The organism is Eilatimonas milleporae (assembly GCF_003688555.1).
GTDB lineage: Bacteria > Pseudomonadota > Alphaproteobacteria > Sphingomonadales > Kordiimonadaceae > Eilatimonas > Eilatimonas milleporae.
Genome location: NZ_REFR01000015.1, coordinates 164,503 through 189,245 on the forward strand (window position 1 = coordinate 164,503; position 24,743 = coordinate 189,245).

Genomic DNA, 24,743 nt, shown 5'->3' on the forward strand with positions numbered 1-24,743 from the left:
AGCCGATGCTGCGCCGGCCGGAATTTGCGCTGCGGCCAGCAGCGGCAGTGACAGCACTGCGGACCTGAAGCACCGATCCGGTCCCGGCAGCTTTGGCCGGCCACTGGCCTTACATGTTTTCATGGCTGTTTTCACCCGGACTGCATGCCTGGACGGCAAAGTGTCTTCCCGCATGGCGACCGGCCAGCTTGCCAAAAGACGTGGCGGTGAGAAGGCCGTTTCCGGCCATATAACCGCTTGCCCCGGAACCGGAAATGCCGCGTGCGGCCCCCCCGCCCGCATAAAGGTTCGGTTTCACGGTTCCATCCAGGGATATTGCCCTTGCGTGCCGGTCAACCACGATCCCGCCCTGGGTGTGGAACAGGGCCCCGGTGACTTTTGCACCGTAATAAGGCGCCACCAGCGGCAGTGTCCCGAAAAACCTTCTGCCAAAGCTGTCCGCGTCATCGCTGCCGCGCAGCCGATCCACATGCATGTTTGTCTTGCCCAATGCATAGGGGTCGATGTTCAGTATGTTGGCGAGTGCGCCAAGACTGTCTGCCTGTGCAACGGCACCCGATGAAACGGCCTGACGGAAATCGTCAAACTTCATCATCAGGTCATAGCGCTTCCGGTCAAAAATCATCCAGGCCACATGCCCGGGCTGGTCCAGAACCTTCACGGCCTGCTCGCTATAGCCCGCGGCTTCGTTTGAGAAGCGCTGGCCCAGCCGGTTTACCTGATAGCCCCCTTCCATGATGAGGGGCCACAGAATTGGCACCCCCTGACCGTAGGCCAGACCGCCGTGGCCCTGGTATGCCCGCATGTCCGCCAGTTTTACACCGAGTTTTTCGGCCCATTTGACGGCATGGCCCCTGTTGCCGGGATGCCCGTGAAATGTCGCATGTTTGAGTTCGGGGATAAGGTCCGCGACCATCTGCCGGTTGCCGGCAAAACCGCAACAGGCAAGGACAAGCGCGTGGCAGCCCAGCTGTTCGGTACTGCCGTCGGGCCGCTCGATGCCGACTCCGGTGATGCGCTGTCCGTCATGAAAAAGGGTCTCCACGCGGGCATCGGTTAGAAAATCGACGCCTGCTTTTTGGGCCGCCAACTCCAACGCCCCCATCAGTTCTTCCCCGGATCGGTTGGGCATGCCATACATCCGCATGGCGGAATGACCCGGATACAGAAAGTCGGTCAACAGGGACAGGGCAACATCGTGCCTGTCCCTCAACCATGCCACCGTGTCCGCCGATTCCCGGGCCAGATGCGCGGCGATTTCGGGATCGGTTTCCCCGTTGGTTTTGCGCAGGATATCCGAGGCAAACAGCTCAGGGCTGTCTTCAATGCCGGCGTCCGTCTGTTCTTTGGTGCCCGCGGCAGGAATGAGCCCCGTCGACATGGACGTGGTTCCGAGAAGCCGGTTGTCCTGTTCGATGACAAGGACGTCCGTACCCTGATCGCGCGCGGCCAGCGCGGCGGACAGGCCGCATCCGCCGCCGCCGACCACAACGACCGGGAATGCATAGTCAAAACTGCTGGCGGGTTGTTCCTCTACACGCATGAAATCTCTCATTCGGGAACCGGTACAAGCGCTGTAAAGCGTGTGTGCCCGGACGGTTCGAACGTTTCCGGGGTGCCCGCGGCGCCCCATTTCATGAAGGCGGTGCTGATCGCGACAAAATCGGAAAGAGCGTTCAGCATGGCTGGCGCCGGGTCCGGTCCGGTACGGCCGATCGCCCCGCCGAAATAATGATCAACGCCGGAAAAGATGGCGGCATGGCTTTTGCCGGCCGGGCGTTCCGCGTGGCTGTCAAGCCGCAGCCGCCAATTGTCGACAAAAGGGGGCAGAATGTCAGCCGTGCCGGTCTGTATCAGCATGGGTGCCGTCATGGATGACCAGGACCCTTTTGGCGAAAAGCCCGGATAACCGGGGGGCGGGGACATGGCGATAACGCCGGCAACGGCGCGTGTTGTTTTTATGGTCTGTTTCGCGTCGCCCACGACAATGGTGGCGCCTCCGGCAAGCTGAGCAATGTAAGCGCCATAGCTGTGACCCGCGGCATAAACGGGGAGGGTGGCTGCGTTGCCCCGTTCCCGTGTTTCAGGATCGGGGCTTTCCGCATCAGGGCCGAAGGCATAGTCAAGGGACTGGCCGTAATCCTCCAGTCTGGAGCGCAAAATCAGGGGCCGGTCTTTGGACGGGCCACCCGGATACTCTTCTGAATCCAGGTGAAGCGGTGCGATAATCCTGAACCCGGCATCGAGCCAATGGTCGAACAGGCGCTTGTATCTCAGCGGTGCGGCATTCGCGCCGTGAGAGAAGACAATGGACGCCTTTGGCCTTGTCGGGGCACCGGCTGGCGATCCAATCGTCAACAGGACCGTTCTGCCGCTTTCCAGGGACAGAGAAACGGTCCGGTATCGGCTGTCGGACGCTGTGGCGCGCGGCGCAAAAGCAAACACAGCAACGAGAAGCACACATGTGAGCCTCATGAGACCGGCGTCCGGTTGCCTCACCGCAGGCATGTATTATTCAGCCGGACTGGCCAGCGGTTTCGCCGGCCCGGCATCACCCTGAGCGACGGCCTCGATCGCCCCTTCGTCAAGGGTGTAGGTCCTTATGATCAACACACTGAGGAAGGATGTCAGCGCGGGAATGGCCGCCATGCCAAGCAACAACGCGGAGACAACCTCGGGCGATTGGCCGGCATTGGGCGCAAGGCTTTTGTCAAAGCCCGCGAAAGAGAGCAACAGCCCGACAATCAGGGGTCCGAAGGCACCGGCAAACTTTTCGACAAAGCTGTACATTGCCGTGAAAATACCCTCCTGCCGGACACCGTTTTTGCGCGCGTCATACTCAATCGTGTCCGTCAGCATGGACATGGCAAGCATGATGTTGCCGGCGAACGGGATACCGGTGATAAAGCCGCGCAGTCCGATCAGCCAAACACTCTCGCCAGGTCCGGAGAAATACCAGCTTAAACAATTCAGAGAATAGATGACGCCGCACACGATGTACGCATTGGGCTTGCCGATCCTTTTGGAGAGGCGGACGAGCAGCGGGGCGAATATGATGGACGATACCGTCATCGAAATGCCGTAGACGACAATGTAGGTCTCAGGCACCTGCAGGGCATTCAGAAAGAAAAAGAACAGCGCTGCCTGCGTCGCGAAAATACCGATCAGCTGGATCAGCTTGGCGGCCAGGATTTTCAGGAAGTGCTGGTTTTTGCGCATGTGCGCAACCTGTTGCAAAAACTTCGGCGTCACTTCGGTGCGGACGATGCTGCGGGCTTTTTTGGTGAGATAGAAGCATGCCAGCATGCTTACAAATATCATCACCGCCTTGAGCGACGCGATAAGCGAGTATGTTTCCCGCGTCTGCCCGTACATTTGCAGCAAAATCGGGCCGAGCGCGCCGCCGACAGTGGACCCAAGCGAAATGAAAACGACCCGGTATCCATGAATGGAGGACCGTTCATGATAGCCGTCCGTCATCTCGGCCGGCATGGTGATGTAGGGCACATTGAAAATCGTGTAGCCCAGCGTGTAAATCAGGAGCCCGAAGGAGACATAGGCCAGCACGGCATTGCCGCTGTTCCAGTCGGGCACATTGAACAGCACCAGCATTGAAATGGTTGATACAAAGCATCCGAGCAACAGGTACGGTCTTCTGCGCCCCATGCCGGACACCGTCCGGTCCGAAATGCGCCCCATAAGAGGGTCGGTGATAACATCGAGAATTTTAAAAGAAAAAATCAGGGTGCCCGCGACCGCCGGGTCCATTTTCACAATGGAGACAAGATAAAACAGGATGACGCCCGCGACACCGTTCATCAGAACCGAGACACCGAGCGCGCCGACACCCCAGCCCGCCTTTAATGAGACCGGTAACTTTTCAACTTTCTCTTGGCTCACACGTGCCCCCTCGATGCACTGGACGCTGGGTGATTGTCCCACCATCCTATTATTACGGTACGGTTCTTGATGTCGCGTTGAGAAATCCTGCGTTTTTCGACAGGTGAACAGGCGCTCGACCGGCGCATGCGGTGTATGGCTGACGGTGCACACCGGACCAGGGAAATCCGGGCCAGGGCAAAGTTGCCCGTGCTGCCGTCAAATATCTGAAGCAAACCAAAGCGTGTCGGCACTGTGACGGGTTTGACAAGGGTGCTTTGCCTTCATCCCGGAATTCTCCGGCATCGGATACCGGACCCTGCGCGTGACATTGCGATTGGCAAGCGGCTGGGTGGTGCTGCGGAACTGGTCCTGCCCCTGAACCCTGCCCCTGAAACGGCTGAGCAATGAACAGATTGAGCGTATGGCGGAAGCTATCCGTGACACTCTGAAATCAGGCCCTACCGCTTTCCGCAAAGCCTATCTGAAACTGCTGATCGACAGGATTGAGGTCAGCCCAAGCGAGATCAGCATCACCGGTTCGAAAGCCGCCCTTGCAGCCGCCATGCAGGCCAAGGACTGCACGCCGAATGACGTTCGCTTTTCTGACCGGGAATGGCGCACCCGAGAGGATTCGAACCTCTGGCCTCTGCCTTCGGAGGAATTACTAACACCTTTCCGAATAACGCGACAGAACGCGCCGGAGCACGATAAGTCCCTGATTGGCATTGCTTTTTCAAGGCGGCGCGCCGACGCTTCTATCCAGAAACAGGCCGCAGTTTCCGCCCGGCTGCTTACGTGGTGCTTACGTGAGGCTTACGCGGAGGCCGGCCGGAAAGGTCTGCCTTCCGATGGCAAAGCTCACCAAACGCTTCGTGGATGCGGTCGAAATCCGCGACAAAGACTACGTCGTCTGGGATGACGAACTGCCCGGCTTCGGACTGCGCGTCTTCGCCTCGGGCAAACGCAGCTACGTCATCCAGTACCGATCCGCCGGCCGGTCACGGCGCTACGCGATCGGGTTGCACGGGGTCTGGACACCCGAAACGGCCCGGAAGGAGGCGCGGGTCCAACTCGGAAAAGTCGCACAAGGAGAGAATCCCACCGAGGAGCGTCAGCTCAATCGCAACGCCATGACGGTCAAACAACTGGCCGATCAGTACATCAAGGCGATGGAAGCCGGTCTCATCCTCGGCAAAGGCGGACGCCCGAAGCGACCCTCGACGATCGAGGTCAACATCGGCCAGATCCACGGTCATATCGTTCCTCTGATCGGCAAGCGGCGCGTCCAGGAACTGACCAAAGCCGATGTCACGAAGATGATGAATGATGTCATCGCCGGGAAGACGAAGGCCGTTCGCAAGACCGGGAAAAAGCGCGGCAAGTCGATACTGCGAGGCGGCCGCGGCACGGCGAGCAAATGCGTCGGCCTCACGGGCTCCATGCTCACCTACGCGATCAGCCTGGGACTCATCGAGCACAACGTCGCGCACGGAATAAGGAAGCCCAAGGATCAGGTGCGCGACCGTCGGCTAACCGAAGAGGAATATCGGATTTTCGGCAAAGCCCTTGAGGCGGCAAGCGACGATCCCGAGCTTGCGGCGACCATCGCCATCACACGCTTGCTGGCCCTTACGGGATGCCGCCGCGGGGAAATCATCTCGCTCAAATGGAGCGACGTCGATTTCGAGAATAGCTGTCTGCGGCTGTCGGATTCCAAGGAGGGCGCGTCCGTCCGTCCGATAGGATTGCCCGTCATCGAGTTGCTGGAAGAACTTCAGGAAACCGCGACGACAGAAGCCGTCTTCCCCGGCACACGCGGCGCGGAGTTTTTCGGCAGCTTTCCCAATCAGTGGCCGAAGATTTTCTCCGGCTCCGAATTGCCCGACTTCACGGCCCACGTCCTGCGGCACAGCTTCGCGAGCCTCGCAAACGATCTCGGCTTCACCGAGAGCACGATTGCCGCCCTCGTCGGCCATTCGACGGGATCGATCACCAGCAAGTATATCCATACGCTCGACACCGTCTTGATCATGGCCGCGGACACGATTGCCGGCTACATTCAAGGCCTCCTTGACGGAGCCGAGTTCAAGCAGACCGCCTACGCTTTCGACCGGACCTCCCGGAAAGCCGCCCTATCCCAGTTCCTTCAAAAGGCGATGGGCGAGAGCGAGAGTGAGGGCCAGGTCAGTTCGCGCCGAGCAGCATAGACGCTGGCGCCTTTTCGTGACCGCCGAGCAACGCAAGGCGCCTACGCCGCCACCCTACATACTGGACAAACTGAACATTATGCCTATATGATGCAAGGCACATAGAGACGGGTTAGCGATATGGCAGAAACAGCAGCAAAGCAGCAGGATGGCGCCTTCCAGATCAAGGGCCTCAGCGGCCTCTCACGGACCGCCACTCGCTTCCTCAAACAGCACCCCAACCGGGCGGAGCTTGCCGTCAAGGTCGCCTTGGAGACCGCGGCGAGCCAATTCGACGAGTCCGCGAACACCGAAGGCGTGCCCGACGCGCTCAAGCCCTTCGTGGTCGTCAAGCCGCGCGGAACCGAGTTGATCGGCGTTTCGGAAGCCGCCTCCCGGCTGAATGTCTCACGGACCACCGTCTATGATTGGGCGGAGAAGGGCACGCTCCTCGCTTGGCGGGGAACCAAGCGGGGCCTGACGATCCCGGCCGAACAGATTCTTGGCGAAGGCCGCGTCGTTGAAGGGATCGACGGAGTGATCGACATCATCGGGGATCCCGAGCTCGCTTGGGAATTCCTGAGCGTCGAAGGCCCGTTCGCCGATCGGACCGCTCGTCCGATCGATATGCTGAAGGACGGTCGTGTGGAAGAAGTGCTCGGTTCCGCCGCGTCCTACGGCACAGCCACTACGTGACCAAGACTTCCTACCCCGAAGATCGGGTGGAAGCGCTCCTGACGCAGATCAAGCTTCCACCCAGCTATCGGATATTTCCGACACGGCATGCCAAGACGCCGCTCGGAACGGCGCCCGCAGATTCCCGATTCTGCACGGCCAACTCGGGATTTAAGATCCTTTATGCCTCGCCCGATTTCGCAACGGCGTTCATCGAGGTGGTGGTACGCGACCGCTTCACAAGGACGAAGGTTCGCGAGATCGCGCTCAAGGAAGTGACGCTCCGGTCCACCGCGCTCATCTCGCCGAAGCCGCGCACCAAGCTCTCGCTCGTTGATCTCCGCAAGGATGGCTGCACGCGCCTCGGCGCACCGACCGATGCAGTCAACGCCCGCAACCACGCCGCTGGGCGTGCCCTTGGACGTGACATTCACGACAATCACAAATACGTTGATGGAATAGTGTTCTCGTCACGGCTCACTGGTGAGGATGTCTTCGCAATCTTCGATCGAGCGGCCCCAAAGCTAACTTCGCGGAAATCTGAGAGACTGGAAGAACACGATGAATTGCCTGACGTGCTTAGACGCCACGACATAAGACTGATTGTCCGCAGTTGATCCGCTATTCGCTCAAACCACAGCAACAGCTTGATTGATCGCGCCAAGCGAAGCCTGCCCGCAGCAGAACAAAATGGCTTGCCCCAAAAATCCTGCATGGCGAAATCGGCTCAAACCTTTTGTGGCTCTCTAGGGCACGAAGACCTTCAATGCCATATCGACCAGGCTTTGCGTGCGCTGCTTAATCCTCTCGGCTGTCCAATCCGCATGAGCACCGATATCGCGATTCAATTTCAGATTGGAGGCTTGAAGGATAGTTCGTTTATCCGCGAAGGATTTGTTGGCAGCCGCATCATTGTCGTTGGGTCCGAAAATCGTCAGATTGCCGAGTGCGTGCTTGACCTTCTCCAGATCCTCAATCTTCTCTGCACCTTTGGCCGAACGCGGATAGACATGTTCAAGGGTCGTGTTGGAAAAGTCGAATACGCGGGTCTTATCCTTGCATTTCGGTACGCCGTTCGCTCCGCTTTCATACCACTTCGCATAATCCTCGAGCGCGGTGAGCAGATAGCGGATATGGCCGTTGCCTCCGCGAGGAGAATACGTGAGTTCACTAATCGCGGCGGAGAAACGGTTACCGGAAGCATACTTCTCAATCAGCTCTCCTAAGGCCGTCCGCAGTACGCCGACTTTGTAGGTGCTGGGGTCGTTCCTTACGAGCAACGCTTGCTCATGATATAGCTTCGTTGCCGGACTAATGTGAGCGCTCCCGATAGTCTTGTAGCGGAAAACGAACCGTTCCAAAGATGCCACTGCCTCCGCGAACCGCTTTGGTTCAAGCAACCGTAGAGCCATGAGCAGCGGCATGGCATTTGTGTGCTTGAGATGGCTAACAAGCAGGTTTAGGCGCTCCACATCCCACTGCTTGACACCGGTTTGATCGGCGTAGGGCCACTCGCCGCTATTGAGCTGGTTCAGAAGCGCGAAGTCATCGTCGAGGCGTTTTACCTCGGCCAGTATTTTGGTGGCCTGGGACTGCGTTATCGGTTTGTCGAGCGATGCTTCAGCAAAACGCACTTCCATAAAGCTGTCAGTCACATCAGATTGCCTCGGCCTGACGCCCTGGTAGGACCCGAAATACCAAAGCAAGTAGTCATCAATCGACGACGGAGGATAGGCCAGCGTGCTGTCCCAACGCTCGGCAAGCTCGTTCTGCGTCGTCTCAACGGCCTTGTGATCAAGCAGCTCGAGAGTCCTTGCTCTCAGAAGGTCTCCATTTGTCAGACTTACGCCCCGGTCATTGAGTACTTGAAAGATCCGGTAAGCCTCGGAACGGTTGTCAGACCACATGAAGATAACAGTGCAGTCCTCGGCCAGCACGTGGTCAATCAGGTGCTGAAGCTTGGTTGCCTTGCTCGAGGCCGTTTCTTCGGCCCCTAGTGCAGACGCCAGGAATGAGTTAAGCCGCTGCCAGGCATACTTGATCCGATCATGTGAGGGGCGTTCAGTTGGCGGATTATTTCCCGCCAGAATGGCTTGGAAGAACACGTTGTCCGCCTTTGACAGAGTAAGCTTCGGAACAACTTTATATTCGAGGCCAACTGCATAACGGTGAGTCAAGAATAAAGACTCGATCTTCGCTATGGTCTGCTTCAGGTAATCAAGTGCTTTTCCGTCCTCTTCGGAGGGTTCCTCCTCGACCTCGATATTGGCCGATATCGCCTTCATCGCAAACACGACTGCAGCCGCAAGCATGACCAAGGACGAAATCCGCTGCTGTCCGTCTATCACCTCATAGCTTGGTCGGCTTGAGCCGGGAACATTCAATCGGGCGCTGACAATCCCGCCGAAAAAATGGTTTCTCTTTCCGTTCTGAAGCCTGGCCTCCAGGCATTTGCCAAGGTCTTCCACGAAGTCCTCAATAGCATCCGCATCCCACGCATACTCGCGCTGGTACTTCGGTACTTCGAAAGTCTGGTTCTGTTCGAAGAGGACGGTGATTGATTGATGCGCTGTTTCGATCGTCATGAATGTGCCAGTCCGCTCGTTGCCCCGCTTATTGCCGCATCCACCCTGCGCTTATAGGCACGCAGAAACGTCTCCAGAGACCGGGGGCGGTCCTCAAACCATTCAATGAGCTGTTCATATCCGCCATGAGCGTACTTGTTGAATTCGCGCACACCTTCATCGCTCAGAAAGTTGGGCGCATCGGGCGACACCAGATGAGCAATGGCCGAGTGAACTTCGGGGCGCTCATCCATCGATACACCAAGGACCTCCAGCTCGGATTTCAGGAACAGCCCGACAAGCAACTTCCCGCGCCCGCTGTAGCGGTCCGGGAAATAAGCAACGAGTTCAGCCGTCTCATCAAGCGGTACGGCTTCCTTGCGCTTCACCGTTACGCCCGCGATGAAGCAGAAGTAGAACGCATCGAAATCCGTCTTGAACACCCTCTGGTCTCGGAGGTCCTTGAACCACTGACGCGCATCCAAACGTAGTCTGAAAGGTTGCATCAGGCGGCCTCCTCTTCTTCGAGCTGAAACGCATTGAAGAAGTCTTCGCCCGTAACATTCAGGCCGTCGCCCGTCTCCAGCACCGTGCCCTTATCGTGAGCCTCGCGCTCCAACTCCTGCGAGCCCTTCCGGAACAGCGTGATGAACTGGATTTCGGTGCGGCTTGCCCGCTTCAGAGGCGTGATGAAGCGGGCGCGTTCAGAGGAAATCGTGAAGGCGATGAACTGCCCCGTCAGGTTCGGGATTAGCTCCCCGATCTTCGGACGGACAGCGAGATCGATTGGGCCGGCCGGACTGTCAACGACGAAAGGAAGCTGATGGTCCGAGCGGTGGAAGAGAGTCGCAAGAAAGGCATAGGCGATCGACAGGGTTTCGCCGACGCTCCCGCCTTCCTGGCCTTCAAGGATCAAATTCTGTTCGATGCGCTCTATTGAGATGCTGTTATGGGGCATCAATTCGGAAATGCGCGCGTTGGCCTGCTCGCATAGCTCCGTGGTGATGCCTGTGCGCGCTTTATTGTGCGCGCTGTTGATGATGGCCGTGAGCGTGTCGCGTTTGGTCTTCTCCGTCAGCGTGTGGGTTATTTCCGCGAGCTTTCGCTCGGCATCATCGATCCGCCTTTCGAGAATTTCGATCCCGTATGTCCGTTCGTCATTCTGGGTTTGATCCTTGCTGTCGAACTTCTCCAGCTCGGCATCGACACCCTCGATCTGGTTGCGCAAACTCTCGATATCATCACGCGCGCTCTTGACGGCCGGATCGGCTTGTTCGGCTTCCAGCCGCAAGGAGTCGCGGTCGTTTCGTGCATCGCGCTCTTCTTCTACAGCCGTACCCAGGCTTGCCATCTTCGTATTCAGGTCTTTCTCGGCTTCATCCGCCGGATCGCCGACCGCATCCTTGATCGCGGTCTTCATCGAGTTCAGGAGGGCGACATCCTCCGTGCCCAGATAACGGGCCGCGCGTGTGCGGATCGTTGCAGAGATTTCCGCATCGATCGGCCGGCCGCAAACGCATTCTTTGGCATCGGCCAGGTCTTCGAAGAACTCTCGTGCCGCGCTCTCCGGTAGCTTCACCTTGTCGAGCCCGTCCTTGAGCGCCAGCATGGAGGTCGCAAAAGAAGATGAAAGGGCGTGCGGATCACGCATCCGGTCAAGAACATCCAGCGCCTCTTCGCGGACCTTGCCCTTTAAGCGCTCAACCTTCGTCTCGGCGTTGTTCAAAGCCTGAAAGCGCGCATCCTCCTTCTTGATCTCCTGCTGATAGGCATCCTCCTTCTTCTGGAGCTGTGCCGTCAGGTCCGTGCGCTTTTCCTGCAAACCCTGCTGTTCGCGTTTGCATTTAGCGAGATGGCTTCTGAGACTGGCGAGGCGGTTCTGACGCCGAGCAAGTCCTCGCTCTTCAGTGGCGCTGACGTTCTGCGTTTTGCTGTCCCAGTATTCGCCGACCTTCCGGGCCATCGCATCAAAGGCATTCATCTGGAACAGGTTTTCAACGACGACCTGCGCGTCTGTGTATTCCCTGTCGAGCAGGTGCTGCGCCAACTCGCCGTCAAAGACGTAAAAGTTGACGAAGTTCTCGTTCATGAAGCGCCGGAAATCGGAGGGCGGATTAAAGCCTTCGCGCCGCCCCGGTCCGTGTGTCGTCTTGTAGGAGACGCGGCCATTTTCAAAGTCGAACTCCATGAGGATAGTTGCGCGCCGGTCATTCAGCAGCAGCCGGACTTCGAAATACCCTTCCGACGAGGAGCCGTTTTTCTTCCGGTATTCCGATATCGTCTGTCTGTCCCAGCCGGGATCGGCAGCAGCGCCGGACAAGGCCGCCCGCAGCAACGCCAATGTCGTGGTCTTCCCAGTGCCGTTGGGCATTTGAATGAGCGAAACGGGGAAAGGCTGGCCATGCGGATCGATACAACTGATCTCGTGGTCAGGACATCTGAGACCCTGTGCCTTCCAACCGAGAATGCGCATGACGGTCGCCATCAGTCCGCATCCTCCCCGTCGGCATTCTCGACGACCGTTCCCTCGAAAAGCACTTCAAGGTGCCGCGCGGCCGTCGCCTGATCGTTGATGTCTTCGTTACCCGAGGTTACGGCCTCGAACCATGCGATCAGGCGGCGCGCCAGCGTATCGGGCTGTCCCGCTTCCTTAACGGCCTCGTTGATGGCCTGCGTGATCCGTGCATCAATCGTCACTTGGTGTTTCCCCCGCGCGCACTTTTGAGAGGTTTGTCAGCCACTCCGCGCGTTCTTCATCTGCATTTTGTTCGCCGTCCTCATCCGAGTGCCGGATGAAATCAACGATGCTGGCGGTTTTCTCCGGATTGTCAGGGTCCGTCCGCAAACAGCGGCCCATTCTCTGGATGGTTTCGAGCCGGGCGCGGGCCGATGAGAAGAGGATCACCGAATTGAGGGACCGGATGTCGATCCCCTCGGACACGCGGTGGCAAGTGATCAAACACTCAAGCTCGCCGCGTGCAAACCGTTTCAGCGTCTCCGACTCCTCTCCGGAGAAATAAGTATGAAAGTCTGAGCGGTACTTGTGAATTATTTCCAGGACTTCATCGCCATATTCCTGGGTTTCGACAAATACGATACACCGCTCAAGCAGGTGCTGGTTTTCACGTATGAACGTATCGAACATCGGCAGCTTGGCTCTGGAAGTCTTGTAGACGCGCGCGATCTCTATCCAGACTTCCTCATCGCTCATCGGATTGCCTGCGGCCGCTCGCGCGGCCTGGCGCTTGTAAACATCGCGCACCCGCTGGCGGTCTTCGGCCGTCAGGTCGTAAGAAAGCGGGAAGTAGTCAAAAGGAGCGAGAATTTCGCGGCGGATCGCATCGTCCAGTTCGAACCGCATAAGCTCCGGCCCGACATGCTCTAGGAGAAATGCGTTTCCGTCATCGTCGTATTCACGCTCAGGCGTTGCACTCAAACCAAGCCGGTAGCGGACGTTATCGGACAAGCCGTTAAGCCGGTTCCGGTTGGCCGGGCTGCCAAGCCCGTGAACCTCATCATGGATCAAAAGGGTTCGCTGCCCGATCAGCGCCGGCAGTTGCCGCAATGCTGACGCCAGGGGCTGGCGTGATACGAGGAGGATGGCGTTTTTCGGCGCAAGCAAAAAGTCCTCAACTTCACGCGAGGACTTGTAGTGCCGGAAAACTTTTGCGCCGATATCTTTTCGCACACCAAGCAGTTCCGCATACCATTGATCTAACAAATCATTGCCGTCGGTGCTGACGATCACAGTGTCAATGCTGTCGCGTTCGTACAGGCTGCGTAAAATCTTGAGAGACGTGCGCGTCTTGCCTGTGCCAGTGGCCATGTTGAGCACGCCGCGTTCGGCCGCAAGAAATTCTTCGAGTGCATCGTCCTGGTGACGCCACTTATTGGGCTTGGCTTTTTCGTCCTGCTTGCGTTGCCGATATGCGGCTTCCCACTCACCGCAAACCCTGATGAGTTGCTGGCGTGCCGCGTCCGGGAAGCTGTACACGTCTACGCCCTGGTCGTTCCGCTCCCAAAGTTCCTCGAAATGGGCCTTCTTTCGTGCCGCGCGCGCGGCGCTTGACCAGGAGGGATAAACGTCTACGCATTCCCGGTTATTCTCAAACGCATTACGGCTCTCGTTTGAGGAGCCAGTGAAGGCCACATAGTCTTCGCCGTCGAAGAAAACACCGATCTTCTCATGGTAGATACCGGTGCCGGTCTTTGGCACCGCTATTTGTATTTCCAGCCGTCCGAGTTCTAGCAGTCTGACAAGGCGTGCTGTTCCGCCTCCGAGGCCGTCAGCGAAATCGGTCTCAATGATCCGCTCGAGGCGTTGCGCGCAGATATCCTGTTTCGGCGCACCATTCTGGATCGCTTCCAGATCGCTGTGCGAGAGTTCGACTGATGTGACTAGCCGAATATGGCCGCCGTTCTTGATGAATTCGCCCAAAGGTGCGCCGAACGATTCCAATGCACTGCTGGAAAAATAACCGACGGCGCGCCAATAGGCCTGAGAGCTTGCAAGAGAAGGACGGAAAAAGTCATCAACTATACTATTATAGCCGGACCGGTAATCCTCCTGATATTCAATCTCGCGCAAACTCATAGGTGATGAATACCCCCGTTTAGGTCGGTTGCCCCGACTCATGAGATCCCAATCGTCATACCACCTTGCGCAACGTTGCTTGTCGTGTCGGACTGGAATCTTGTAGTTGTTCCCAAATTTGTTGCCTTTACATTGAGTTGCGGATGAACCCTTGACTTCAATTTCGCCCTCTACCTCCCTTCGTCGCCGTGCTTCGGCCCGAGTATGTCTGTCATCGGAGCGCATCCAGCCGCGCCACCAACAAGGGCCACTCCACATCGGGAGTAAGATGCGACCACGATACACGAATCGCGCCCGCGATTTCCTCTTCCGGTAACCCCATCGCCTCAAGCACATGGCTGGGCGAGTAGCTTTGCGATGTACAGGCAGACCCATTGGAGACAGCAGCCACGTCCTTGAGCGCGACCATCACCGCTTCGGAATCCACACCGGGAACTGAGAAATTCATCACATGCGATAGTGTCCGATCAGGATCAGCGTGCATCCGGATTCCGAGTGGCTCTAGCGCAGCCAGCGCCTGGTGACGGATATCGCGGCACCGCACCTGACGAGACGCCTGATTTTTGAGGGCAGCTTCTGCGGCTACGCCGAAGCCGACGATCAGAGGGACTGGAAGTGTGCCAGGCCTTAACCCACGCTCCTGCCCTCCTCCATACATAAGAGCTTTCAGCGGTGGACGTTTGAATCCGCGCCGCCTCGCAATGAGTGCGCCTATGCCGAGCGGCCCATAAATCTTGTGGCTGCTTACGCTGATCAGATCGATTCTCTTGCTGCGTAAGGATTCGAGAACCTTGCCGTACCCTTGCGCGGCATCGACATGGAAGAAGGCATCGTGGTCTTCTAGTGCGGTCGCGATCTCAACCAGCGGCTGGACCGCGCCCGTCTCGTTGTTCGCATGCATTACGGACACGAGAAGCGTATCGGGGCGAAGCGCGTCTTTGATCGAATCCGCCTTGACGAGCCCGTTTTCATCCGGGCGTACCAGCGTCACCGAGAACCCTCTGGCCTCCAAAACCTCAAGCGGCTCCAAAACCGCCTTGTGTTCGATGGCCGTTGAGACGATGTGACGGCGGTCCGTCTGAACGCCGTGCTCCGCCAGTCCGAGGAGCGCGAGGTTGTTGCTCTCCGTCGCGCCGCTCGTGAAGACCACCTCGTCTCCGACCCCATCAACAACCCTGGCGACCTGATCGCGGGCATGCTGAACAGCCCGCTTGGCACGCAACCCGTACTCATGCGTCCGGCTGCCCGCATTGCCCATCTCGTCCGTCATCCACCTTAACACGGCATCCCGAACCACGGGCTCGATCGGGGCCGTGGCATTGCAGTCCAGGTATACCGGGCCGCCTTCTTGTTTGTATGCCGATGCAAACGTATGTTTCATGTTTGACAAACTTTGGTCGATGTGATTCAATATGTTTGTACCGTATAAACCCACGACTCGACAAAGAAAAATGAGCGACGGCTTCGAGTATCAGTTCCCCGCGATCAGGGGCATTCAGGCGCAGCGGGAATACTACGTTTCCATGTGTCCGATGCGGCTCTTGCCTAAGCTGTTCCAGTTCGACGAAGACGAACTCGCCCCCGAGCTGCGGGCGCAGCGGCAGCTTAACAGGGCGCGGATTCCGGAGCTTTCGCGATACATCACGGAAAACGTGGATAACTACGTTTTTTCGGCCATCACCGTATCGATTGATGCCGATATCGCCTTCGCCCCCTTCGCTGGAGAGGGCGAGGCCAACCGAATCGGAATACTGAAAATTCCTATGTCGGCCCGCTTTATCATTAATGACGGCCAGCACCGCCGCGCGGCCATCGATCAAGCCCTTCGCAATCACCCCGAGCTTGGCGACGAGACCATCGCGGTCGTCTTCTTCCTCGATAAAGGGCTAGAACGCTGCCAGCAGATGTTCGCAGACCTCAACCGCTATGCCATCCGTCCGTCACCCTCGCTCAGCATTCTGTATGACTACCGCGACGAAGCGGCCCAGCTTGCCAAATCTCTAGTCGCCGGTTCTGACATATTCCGAGATGTTGTCGAGCTGGAGAAGACCAGCCTCGCTCCGCGCTCGCGTCGGCTGTTTACGTTGAGCGCCATCTACCATGCGACAAATGATTTGCTAGTCGGATTGCCGGAAACGACACCCGAGGAGACGGCGCGGCTTGCCGTCGACTTTTGGGAGTGCGTGGCCGCCCAGTTCGATGAATGGGGCCGGGTCCGCAGCGGCGACCTGACGGCCGGTGAAGTGCGTACGGACTTTATTCACACCCATGGCGTGGTGCTGCAAGCACTGGCACGAGCTGGCCGCGCACTCATTATCAAGTATCCTAAGACCTGGAAAAAGAAGATTCCAGGACTCAAGAGCATAGACTGGCGGCGCGCCAATAGTAGCCTGTGGGAAGGACGCGCCTTAGTTGGCGGTCAACTTTCAAAAGCAAATCAAAATGTCGTCCTGACTTCAAACGCCATCAAGTCCCATTTGGGCCTTGAACTATCGGACGACGAGTTACGTGTCGAAAACGCATATATGCGGGGGGCCAATGGCAGCAAAAAAGCCACAGCGTAATTCGGCATTCGCAGAAGCCGGGTTCAAGAATACGATTAAAGCACTCAAGCAGGAAATCGTCGATCTCTATTTGTCCGACGAGATTCCGTGGGTGATCGGCTATAGCGGCGGGAAGGACTCCACGGCTGTCTTGCAGCTCGTCTGGCTGGCGCTCGCAGGGCTGCCCGAAGACGAGCGTTCGAAGCCGGTCTATGTCATCAGCACCGATACGCTCGTTGAAAACCCCGTCGTGGCCTTGTGGGTTTCGAAGTCGCTTGACCGGATGGGGAGTCACGCAGCCGATCAGGGTCTCCCGCTGACGGCGCACAGGCTGACGCCTGCGCCCGAGAACACGTTCTGGGTCAATCTGATCGGACGTGGCTATCCCGCGCCACGGCCGAAATTCAGGTGGTGCACCGAACGCCTCAAGATCAACCCGTCAACACAGTTCATCAGCTCAGTTGTCCAGAAGCACGGAGAAGCCATCCTCGTTCTGGGGACGCGCAAAGCCGAGAGCACGGCCCGCGCCAAGGTGATGGAACGCTTCGAGCAAAAGCGGGTGCGCGACCGCCTGAGCCCGAACGGCGGCTTGCCGAACTCCTACGTCTATTCGCCCATCGAAGACTGGTCGAATGATGATGTGTGGATGTTTCTCATGCAGGTCGGGAACCCATGGGGCTATAACAACAAAGACCTGCTGACGATGTATCAGGGCGCATCTGCGGACGGCGAATGCCCGCTTGTCGTCGATACCACCACGCCGAGCTGCGGCGACAGCCGCTTCGGGTGCTGGGTGTGCACGCTTGTCGAAAAGGACAAGTCCATGCACGCCATGATCCAGAACGACGAGGAGAAGGAGTGGATGTTGCCGCTCCTTGAGCTGCGCAACAGGCTCGACCCTCCCAAAACTCCGGATGCTGACAGACCCATACGCGACTTCCGGCGCATGAACGGAGCCGTCCAGCTCTACAATGACAGGCCGATTCCCGGCCCCTACAAGCAGGAAGCCCGCGAGATGTGGCTTCGCCAGGTGCTGGAGGCCCAGCGGCACATCCGCGAGAACGGCCCCGAAGAAGTTTGCTATATCGAACTGATCACGCTGGAAGAGCTTGAGGAAATCCGGCGCATCTGGGTCGTCGAGAAACACGAAATCGAAGACACCCTGCCGCGCGTCTACGAGGACGCTACGGGCGACGCCTATCCGGGCGGCAGTCTGGACGACAATCTCGTCATGGGCGCGACGGAAATGGAATTGCTGCGCGAGATTTGTAACGACGACGAACTGCATTTCCAGCTCGTCCGTGAATTGCTCTCTATCGAGAAGCGGCACAAATCCATGCTGCGCAGGGCCGGATTGTTCGATGCCCTCGAATCCTCATTCTACCGGAATTTCTACGAAGACGAGGACGATGCGGTCCAAAGGGCGCGGTTGAGGCGTGATGCCCTAGGCGAAGCGAAAGAGCGCGCCACGGATGAGCTTGCCCCCGTCGAAGCCTCCTCATCCCTTATTGATGAGGCCTGCAAATGATATTCGACGAGATCGTACTCCACAATTTCGGGCTTTATCAGGGAACGCAGCGCGTTGAACTCACCCCGCCTGGCTCCAACAAGCCCATCGTCCTCATCGGCGGGCTGAATGGCGGCGGAAAGACGACGTTTCTGGATGCTTTGCAACTGGTATTATTCGGACCCCACGCAAAATGTTCCAATAGGGGCTCGCTCGCATATCCGGAATACCTTTCACGCTGCATCCACAGAAGACCGGGCAATACCGAAGCCGGGATAGAGATCGCCTTTCGCCATACCGTGGAAGGAACCGAAGAGCGCTACCATTTGCGCCGCTATTGGAAGACAAACGGCAACGGGTGCAAGGAACGCTTTGAGGTCTTCAAGAACGGCCATGCGGAACCGACTCTGGCAGATAACTGGGCCACACAGGTCGAAGAGTTCTTCCCCGCCAATATAGCACATCTCTTCCTGTTCGACGGCGAGCAGGTCGAGGCCTATGCCTCGCAAACCGATTCCTCCGCCCTGATCGGAGCAGCCATCCAGAACCTGTTGGGGCTGGATATGGTTGACCAGCTCGATAAGGACTTGCTGGTCTATGAGCGTCGCAAACGCTCGGAAGACAAGGACGCGCCCCGCGACGCCGAAATCACCTCCGCCCAGGATGCGGTCCTCGATTTGCGCCGCCGTGTTGATGCCCTGAAACAAGAACGCGCTTCGCTGCAAACCCACCGGATGGACAAGCAGCGCAAGGCCTTACGGAAAGCCGAAGAGAGATACCGGAAGATCGGAGGCGCGCTCTACGACCAGAAGGATGCCATCGAGAACAAATGGTCCGGCTCCGTCCAGCACTTAAAGGACGGGGAGGCCACATTGCGGGATTTTGCTGGTGGGGCCGCCCCCTTGCTTCTCGTGCGCGTCCTGCTTGAGTCGGCCGAGCTGCGCGACCAGCACGAAGAGGAATGCCGCCGTGCGCGCGAACTTGCGGGGGCGCTCAAAGACCGGGACAAGGCGGCGCTCAAACATTTGCGCGGTCGGAAGGCGCAGAAAGAAGTGGTCGATGCGCTCAAGACGTTCCTTGATGCCGACCGCGCAGAGCGTGAAGCGCTTGGAAAGAAAGACACCGTTCTCGACCTGACGCCCGAAGTGCGCAGTGACCTGCATACCCTGCTGCGCGGAGATACGGACCAACTGGCTGCGGAGTCCGGTAAGCTCCTCTCCGACCAAAATCGCCGCCGCACGAGCGAGGAACACTCACGGGTCGAATACGAGAGCATCCCCAGCTCGGATACCGTGGAGCATATCGCCAAGGAACGTGACGAGCTTCGTTCCGAGATCGCTGAGCTGGAAGCCATGCATGCGGCGATGGGGCAGGATATCGAGCGCCAGCAGCGCGAACTAGAACGCCGAGAGACGGCACTCGCCCGGCTGCTGGAGGCCGATGCGAAAGACCGCGGTCGCCGCGATGACCGCTCACGCATCCTTCACCACTCCGGTAAGGTCCGCAAAACCCTGGAGGCTTTCCGCCATGCCGTCATCGCCCGTCATGTACGGCGTATCGAGCAACTGGTTCTGGATAGCTACCGGCAATTGTTGCGCAAGGGCGGCCTTGTTACGCGACTTTCAATCGATCCCGAAGACTACGCCCTGACCTTGTACGGCCGTGACGACGAACCGTTGAGCGCTGAAAGGCTGTCTGCGGGTGAGAGGCAGCTTCTTGCGATTGCGCTGCTCTGGGGGCTGGCCAAGGCTTCCGGGCGTCCGTTGCCGACGGCCATCGATACACCGCTCGGGCGGCTGGATTCCATTCACCGGATGCATCTGGTCGAGCGCTATCTGCCTTTCGCCAGCCATCAGATATTACTGCTTTCCACAGACGAAGAGATCGCGGGCGACTATCACGAGCGCCTGCGTCCATGGGTCGGGCACACCTATCAACTGACCTATGATGACAAGACGGGTGCGACGCATATCGCGCCCGGTTACCTGCCATCCAAGGAGGCGGCGTAGTGGCGATAGAACACATACGCCTCTCCCAGCAGGCAAAAGAGCAGCTCATCAAACTTAAGCGGGTAACGGGCATCGAGCACTGGAACGTGCTGTGCCGTTGGGCGCTGTGCCTGTCTCTGGCTGAGCAGAGCGTACCGCCTGTATCGAAGATCCCCGCCGACAGCAATGTTGAGATGAGTTGGAAGGTGTTCGGTGGACGTTACGCCGATCTGTACATGGCCCTGCTCAAGGAACGGTGTGTTCGCGACGGTCTTGGAACCGACCCCGAAGTCCTCGCGCAACAGTTCCGGCTGCACCTCCATCGCGGGATTTCATACCTCGCTGGCAATCGCGAAATGCGGCGGATCGACGACCTCGTAGCCCTGGTCGCCTAACCCTCTTTTGTGCTCTTGAGATAGTTGCCGCGGCCCGGGAAGATGTTCCGGATGCCGCCAACCGGATCGTCGATATCGCCGTGGAAGCGGGGAATAACGTGGAAGTGGAGCTGCGCGATCGTTTGCCCCGCCGCCGCGTTCTCGTTCACACCAACATTGAATCCGTCCGCGCCGCTCTCTTTGATTAGTGCGGTCTTCACTTCCTCGATCAGCCGAAAGCATGCCAGTAGTTCCTCTTCGGTCAGCTGGGTCGTGCGGCCCATCGCCCGTTTGGGCACCACAAGCGTATGGCCTTCGGCGAGCGGATAGGCATCACGGATCGCAAAGGCGTGTTCGTTTTCCCCGGTCCAGCGGGACGGATCGTGGAACGGGGATACGGGTAAGCTGCCGCCGCTCTGCTTCGGGTCGTCCATCGTGTTGCTGCTCCCGTCCGACAGGGCAACCGTTACTGATTTCATAGCCATACCTATATTCTAGAAATTTAGGGAAAAATTTGCAACAAAAGTGGTGTGCAAAGAAGAATATCGGTGGAATAATGTAATGAATAAAAATAACGCCCCGGAGCCGCTGTCGGCACAAGAACAAAAGGTCTTCGACTGGATATGCGGGCCGTATTTTTCCGGTGTCCACTCTCTGATGGACAGCAACCGCACGTACCTCAATCAGGGCATCTCCTGGTCTATTGGTATCCTGACTGCCGTTGTCATCTTTGCCCTCACTTACATATCCCCCCTGCAGGAGGTCAAATCTCCGTCCGGGACCGTCACCGGCCGCAGCCTCGCCGCCGTCCTGCAAAACCTGACCGACGCCGACGTCATCCTGCTAACGGCCGTCATCAGCCTGTCATTCGCCTTCGTCTCCAACTTCCTGTCGCGGTCGATCAAGGGCTACCTCAACCTAATACGCTATGTCGGGCTGTACTCCCACTGCCTGCGTGTCAGCTCATCGCCGGTTCCTGTAACACCGGACGTGCTCAGGGAACTGACCGGCCGCATCAGGCAGTATGATGACGATTTCTGTCCGCCGTTACCCCTCGGAACGGTCTTCTGGAAGATGGTCTCCGAACTCGGCTACGGCCTGTTCTTAGGTATTCTGATCCTGCTCTATATCGTCGCGGCGGCCGGGTGGTTTCATGTGGAGTCCGCGCTGTCCGCCTTTTGGTTCTGGGGCATCCTTGCGCTCGGCCCGGTCTGGCTCATCGTCGAACTGGTCTTCCTCAAACACCTATCCAACTACTTCCGCTACAAGGACTACGCGGTCGAGAGCTGGTCAGAGGTCCGGGGGCGCAAGTAAGCTAGTCTCATGCAACCGGCCCCCAAATACCTTGAGAACCGCGCGCGCACGGCGATCGGCCGGGCAGAGCCGTCGCGGCCGCTCAAGTGCATTCTTGCGGACGGGCTACTCACGCCCGGTATACGTCTATTTGACTATGGCTGCGGACGCGGCGACGACCTTCGTCACCTCTCCATGCTGGGTTTCGAAGCGAGTGGCTGGGACCCTGTTCACCGCCCCGATCATGAACACCGCAGCGCCCCCGTCGTCACTATCGGTTACGTCGTCAACGTAATCGAGAACCCCGCCGAACGTCAGGAGGCGCTACGCCGCGCATGGGCGCTCGCCGAGCAAGTCCTGGTCGTCAGTGCGCGGCTAACACTTGAAGCGAAGGCGTTACGCGAACGCACCGACTATGAGGACGGCTGTCTGACTAGCCGTGGCACTTTCCAGAAGTTCTTCGAACAGCAGGAACTCCGCCAGTGGATTGACAGGACGCTTGAGGCGAACGCCGTTCCTGCCGCCCCAGGCGTCTTCTACGTCTTCCGCGATGAACAAGCGCGCACGCACTTCCTCGCGTCACGCTACCGCCGCCGCCTTGCCGCACCGCGCCTCACAAAATCCGCAGAGTTGTTCGCCAGACATGAAGCGGTGCTCGCACCACTCATGGAGTTCGTGGGCGAGCGCGGGCGCTTGCCCCAGGATGATGAATTGGCAAACACCGCTGAACTCGCTCAAGTGTTCGGCTCGATCCGCAAAGCGTTTCGTGTCGTTCTGTATGCGACCGATGAGGCTGATTGGGAGGCGGTCCGTGAAGAGCGCGGGCGGGACCTGTCGATCTATCTGGCGCTCTCGCGGTTTGAAGGACGCCCGCCTTTCGGAAAACTGCCGCTCGCGCTGCAACGGGATGTGAAGGCCTTTTTTGGGAACTACAAGCAGGCCTGCACCGAGGCCGACACACTTCTGTATTCTCTCGGACAACCGGGTACCGTGGAAGAGGCATGTCAGAATTCAGCAGTCGGCAAGCTCACGCCGACTGCGCTGTATATACATGAGTCAGCATTGCCCATACTTTCACCTGTCTTGCGTCTCTATGAAGGATGCGCTCGAGGCTATCTCGGACGAGTGGACGGTGCCAACATCATAAAGATGCACCGGGGCGAACCAAAGATATCCTATTTGAACTATCCTGACTTTGATAATGATCCGCACCCGCCGCTGGCAGAATCCCTCACGGTGCATTTGCAGACCTTCCGCGTGAAAACACGCAGTTTCGGCGCCAGCAGCAACCGGCCGATCCTGCACCGCAAGGAGCTGTTCATATCAGCGGATCATCCCCTCCATGCGAAGTTTTCGCGCCTGACGCGGATCGAGGAAAGCAAGGGGCTGTTTGACGACACCAGCCGTATCGGGCTGGAGGAAGGATGGAACGAGACACTTGCTCAGAAGGGCGTCTATCTCAAAGGGCACCGCCTTTTGTCAGCGCGCGGGTGATTTCTGGGGCGACATGTCGTTCATCCAAGCATGTCCATGTCAAATGCCCTCGAACAGTCCCCATGAACACCGATCTAACGAAGCTACTGTGGTTCAAAACCTCACACGGCAGGCCCCAGGCTGTGGGGATTTGTATCACCAACGGAAGGAAGGCGTCTCCCTGCGGGCCTGGCTGTCGGCGAAGCGGAAGCCCCTCATGGGTCTTCCCCCTGACGGGCGTCCGTCCCTGACGCGGGGCGCGGCGCGCCGGTATGGCGTAAGGCCGCAATGTCATGCGGGACGGCCAGAGTGAGAGGGCCCCGGCTGTCGCCGTGACGGGTTGAAGGTCGAGAGAGAGGCTCTCGGACCGCCCGTCATGGAGAATAGCCATGACAGCAATCGAAATCATGAACGCGCGTCCCGAGAGCGGCGGCTACAAGGTGGATGTGTCCCGCGGCGGGCACAACGGGCGAGTGTCGTCCGAATGGTTTTCCCGGCCCGACGACGAGAAGTATCTCTCGCTTTCGGAGCTCTACGCTTCAGTGAAGGGCCGGGCCGAGCGGAGCAAGACACGGACGGTCGAGAGCGCGGCGATCCGTGTCGAAGCCCATCGCGACGATCCGGAAAAGCTGGCGCTCGTCCTGCCGGACGCCGAGGCCCCGGTCGCACCGACCCATTGGAGCTTCGGCCAGCTCGCGAGCCTGGTCAGCGCGCCAGCGGCTTATTTGCGCCAGCTCCCGGGGCCGCTTGCCGGCATCAACCTGCAATATGGCCTCACCAACCACCGCGCCGAGCAGGTGAAGACGATGGAGGTTGCGAACGGTCGCACCGAACTGCGCGCCGTCACCGGGCCGGACTATGGCCGCATCTACGATCACGAACTCGTCGCGGCCGTCCAGCGGATCGCGGGCGACGGTGTCGGCGACACGCGCTGGAAGGTTCCGGGCGTGCTCGACTGGTCGACCGGCGTCTACAATCCGATGGTCGACGTCACCAAGGACACGACCACGCTCTACGCCTCGGACCGCGACGTCTTCCTTTTCCTGGTCGACGATAGGAACCCGATCGAGGCGGGCACGCTGCCCGACGGTTCGCCCGACCTGTTCTTCCGCGGCTTCTACTGCTGGAACTCCGAGGTCGGCGCCAAGACGCTCGGCATCGCGAGCTTCTACCTCCGCGCCGTCTGCCAGAACCGCAATCTCTGGGGGGTCGAGGACTTCCAGGAGATTAGCATCCGGCATTCCAAATACGCCGCCAACCGCTTCGCCCACGAGGCGGCCCCGGCCTTGACCAGCTTCGCGGACTCCTCACCACAACCTTTCATCCGGGGCATCCGCGCGGCCCGCGAACGGATCGTCGCGCGCAGCGACGAGGACCGCACCGACTTCCTGAGGAAGCGCGGTTTCTCGAAGGCGGAGACAGCGAAAATCGTCGAGACCGTCCTCGCCGAGGAAGACCGTCCGCCCGAGAGCGTCTTCGACTTCGTGCAAGGCATCACCGCCGCCGCGCGGTCGAAACCGCAGCAGGACGCGCGGCTTGCCATGGAGACCCGCGCGAAGACGCTCCTGGAGCGCGCCGCGTAGGCCTTCCGCTTCCGCCCCCGCCGTTCGTCCACGGTCCATCGCTCCTTAGAGGGAGAGGTGGGCCGTGTTTTTCGTGACGGG

At 58.7% G+C, this 24,743-nt stretch carries 21 protein-coding genes; 11 read left to right on the forward strand and 10 right to left on the reverse strand.

The window, feature by feature from the left end; genetic code table 11:
• Positions 1 to 109 precede the first annotated feature (109 nt).
• Genes BXY39_RS16990 through BXY39_RS17000 form a run of 3 tightly spaced genes read right to left on the reverse strand, consistent with a single transcriptional unit; the run spans position 110 to position 3,900 of the window.
• Entirely contained in the window at positions 110 to 1,543 is a 1,434-nt protein-coding gene (locus BXY39_RS16990) for an FAD-dependent oxidoreductase (protein WP_121940084.1), read from the reverse strand.
• Positions 1,544 to 1,551: 8 nt separating this feature from the next.
• Positions 1,552 to 2,475: an alpha/beta hydrolase family protein gene (locus BXY39_RS16995; RefSeq protein ID WP_170163924.1), complete on the reverse strand. Its 924-nt coding sequence runs from the start codon at positions 2,473 to 2,475 to the stop codon at positions 1,552 to 1,554.
• A 36-nt stretch (positions 2,476 to 2,511) separates the two neighbouring features.
• Positions 2,512 to 3,900, reverse strand: a complete 1,389-nt coding sequence (locus BXY39_RS17000; protein WP_170163925.1) for an MFS transporter — start codon at positions 3,898 to 3,900, stop codon at positions 2,512 to 2,514.
• A 403-nt stretch (positions 3,901 to 4,303) separates the two neighbouring features.
• Between BXY39_RS17000 and BXY39_RS19410 the strand changes: the two genes are divergently transcribed.
• The 4 genes from BXY39_RS19410 to BXY39_RS17015 all read left to right on the forward strand — a co-directional run bounded on the left by BXY39_RS19410 (position 4,304) and on the right by BXY39_RS17015 (position 7,360).
• Positions 4,304 to 4,801 (forward strand): hypothetical protein, encoded by a 498-nt coding sequence (locus BXY39_RS19410; protein WP_170163926.1) that lies wholly within the window; start codon positions 4,304 to 4,306, stop codon positions 4,799 to 4,801.
• The gene (locus BXY39_RS17005; protein ID WP_121940087.1) at positions 4,731 to 6,089 is read left to right on the forward strand and encodes a tyrosine-type recombinase/integrase; all 1,359 of its coding nucleotides are present in this window, start codon (positions 4,731 to 4,733) and stop codon (positions 6,087 to 6,089) included. Before BXY39_RS19410 ends, BXY39_RS17005 begins: the two co-directional genes overlap by 71 nt.
• A gap of 120 nt (positions 6,090 to 6,209) precedes the next feature.
• Positions 6,210 to 6,764, forward strand: coding sequence for an excisionase family DNA-binding protein (locus tag BXY39_RS17010; RefSeq protein ID WP_121940088.1), 555 nt, complete (start codon positions 6,210 to 6,212; stop codon positions 6,762 to 6,764).
• A complete protein-coding gene (locus BXY39_RS17015; protein WP_170163927.1) occupies positions 6,761 to 7,360 on the forward strand; it encodes an RES family NAD+ phosphorylase in 600 nt (199 codons plus the stop codon). Before BXY39_RS17010 ends, BXY39_RS17015 begins: the two co-directional genes overlap by 4 nt.
• Positions 7,361 to 7,489: 129 nt before the next feature.
• Here the strand turns inward: BXY39_RS17015 and BXY39_RS17020 are convergent, their stop codons facing one another.
• From BXY39_RS17020 to dndA, 6 genes are all read right to left on the reverse strand, one after another.
• Positions 7,490 to 9,328 carry a DUF262 domain-containing protein gene (locus BXY39_RS17020; protein ID WP_121940090.1) on the reverse strand — a complete coding sequence of 613 codons (1,839 nt, stop codon included), beginning with the start codon at positions 9,326 to 9,328 and terminating at the stop codon, positions 7,490 to 7,492.
• The gene (locus BXY39_RS17025) at positions 9,325 to 9,813 is read right to left on the reverse strand and encodes a hypothetical protein (protein ID WP_121940091.1); all 489 of its coding nucleotides are present in this window, start codon (positions 9,811 to 9,813) and stop codon (positions 9,325 to 9,327) included. Before BXY39_RS17025 ends, BXY39_RS17020 begins: the two co-directional genes overlap by 4 nt.
• Positions 9,813 to 11,792, reverse strand: a complete 1,980-nt coding sequence (locus BXY39_RS17030; protein WP_121940092.1) for an ATP-binding protein — start codon at positions 11,790 to 11,792, stop codon at positions 9,813 to 9,815. The genes BXY39_RS17025 and BXY39_RS17030 overlap by 1 nt, the downstream gene beginning before the upstream one ends.
• Positions 11,792 to 12,004: a CxC ATPase DNA modification system associated small protein gene (locus BXY39_RS17035; protein WP_121940093.1), complete on the reverse strand. Its 213-nt coding sequence runs from the start codon at positions 12,002 to 12,004 to the stop codon at positions 11,792 to 11,794. The genes BXY39_RS17030 and BXY39_RS17035 overlap by 1 nt, the downstream gene beginning before the upstream one ends.
• Entirely contained in the window at positions 11,994 to 13,901 is a 1,908-nt protein-coding gene (locus BXY39_RS17040; protein ID WP_121940094.1) for a DEAD/DEAH box helicase family protein, read from the reverse strand. The genes BXY39_RS17035 and BXY39_RS17040 overlap by 11 nt, the downstream gene beginning before the upstream one ends.
• Positions 13,902 to 14,112: 211 nt before the next feature.
• Positions 14,113 to 15,282 carry a cysteine desulfurase DndA gene (dndA, locus tag BXY39_RS17045; RefSeq protein ID WP_121940095.1) on the reverse strand — a complete coding sequence of 390 codons (1,170 nt, stop codon included), beginning with the start codon at positions 15,280 to 15,282 and terminating at the stop codon, positions 14,113 to 14,115.
• A 70-nt stretch (positions 15,283 to 15,352) separates the two neighbouring features.
• Between dndA and dndB the strand changes: the two genes are divergently transcribed.
• The 4 genes from dndB to dndE are packed head-to-tail and all read left to right on the forward strand — an operon-like array spanning position 15,353 to position 20,334.
• Positions 15,353 to 16,465 (forward strand): DNA sulfur modification protein DndB, encoded by a 1,113-nt coding sequence (dndB, locus tag BXY39_RS17050; protein ID WP_121940204.1) that lies wholly within the window; start codon positions 15,353 to 15,355, stop codon positions 16,463 to 16,465.
• The gene (gene dndC, locus BXY39_RS17055) at positions 16,440 to 17,972 is read left to right on the forward strand and encodes a DNA phosphorothioation system sulfurtransferase DndC (RefSeq protein WP_121940096.1); all 1,533 of its coding nucleotides are present in this window, start codon (positions 16,440 to 16,442) and stop codon (positions 17,970 to 17,972) included. Before dndB ends, dndC begins: the two co-directional genes overlap by 26 nt.
• Complete coding sequence (gene dndD, locus BXY39_RS17060) at positions 17,969 to 19,960, forward strand: DNA sulfur modification protein DndD (RefSeq protein WP_121940097.1); 1,992 nt, start codon at positions 17,969 to 17,971, stop codon at positions 19,958 to 19,960. The genes dndC and dndD overlap by 4 nt, the downstream gene beginning before the upstream one ends.
• On the forward strand, positions 19,960 to 20,334 hold the full coding sequence (dndE, locus tag BXY39_RS17065) for a DNA sulfur modification protein DndE (RefSeq protein ID WP_121940098.1): 375 nt from the start codon (positions 19,960 to 19,962) through the stop codon (positions 20,332 to 20,334). Before dndD ends, dndE begins: the two co-directional genes overlap by 1 nt.
• Here the strand turns inward: dndE and BXY39_RS17070 are convergent.
• Positions 20,331 to 20,798: an HIT family protein gene (locus tag BXY39_RS17070; protein WP_121940099.1), complete on the reverse strand. Its 468-nt coding sequence runs from the start codon at positions 20,796 to 20,798 to the stop codon at positions 20,331 to 20,333. The genes dndE and BXY39_RS17070 overlap by 4 nt on opposite strands.
• A 76-nt stretch (positions 20,799 to 20,874) precedes the next feature.
• Here BXY39_RS17070 and BXY39_RS17075 point away from each other — a divergent pair, with 76 nt between their 5' ends.
• The 3 genes from BXY39_RS17075 to BXY39_RS17085 all read left to right on the forward strand — a co-directional run bounded on the left by BXY39_RS17075 (position 20,875) and on the right by BXY39_RS17085 (position 24,662).
• Entirely contained in the window at positions 20,875 to 21,627 is a 753-nt protein-coding gene (locus BXY39_RS17075; RefSeq protein WP_121940100.1) for a hypothetical protein, read from the forward strand.
• Between the two features lie 9 nt (positions 21,628 to 21,636).
• Positions 21,637 to 23,100 (forward strand): DNA phosphorothioation-associated putative methyltransferase, encoded by a 1,464-nt coding sequence (locus BXY39_RS17080; RefSeq protein ID WP_121940101.1) that lies wholly within the window; start codon positions 21,637 to 21,639, stop codon positions 23,098 to 23,100.
• A gap of 368 nt (positions 23,101 to 23,468) precedes the next feature.
• Positions 23,469 to 24,662 carry a DUF932 domain-containing protein gene (locus BXY39_RS17085; protein WP_121940102.1) on the forward strand — a complete coding sequence of 398 codons (1,194 nt, stop codon included), beginning with the start codon at positions 23,469 to 23,471 and terminating at the stop codon, positions 24,660 to 24,662.
• Positions 24,663 to 24,743 lie beyond the last annotated feature (81 nt).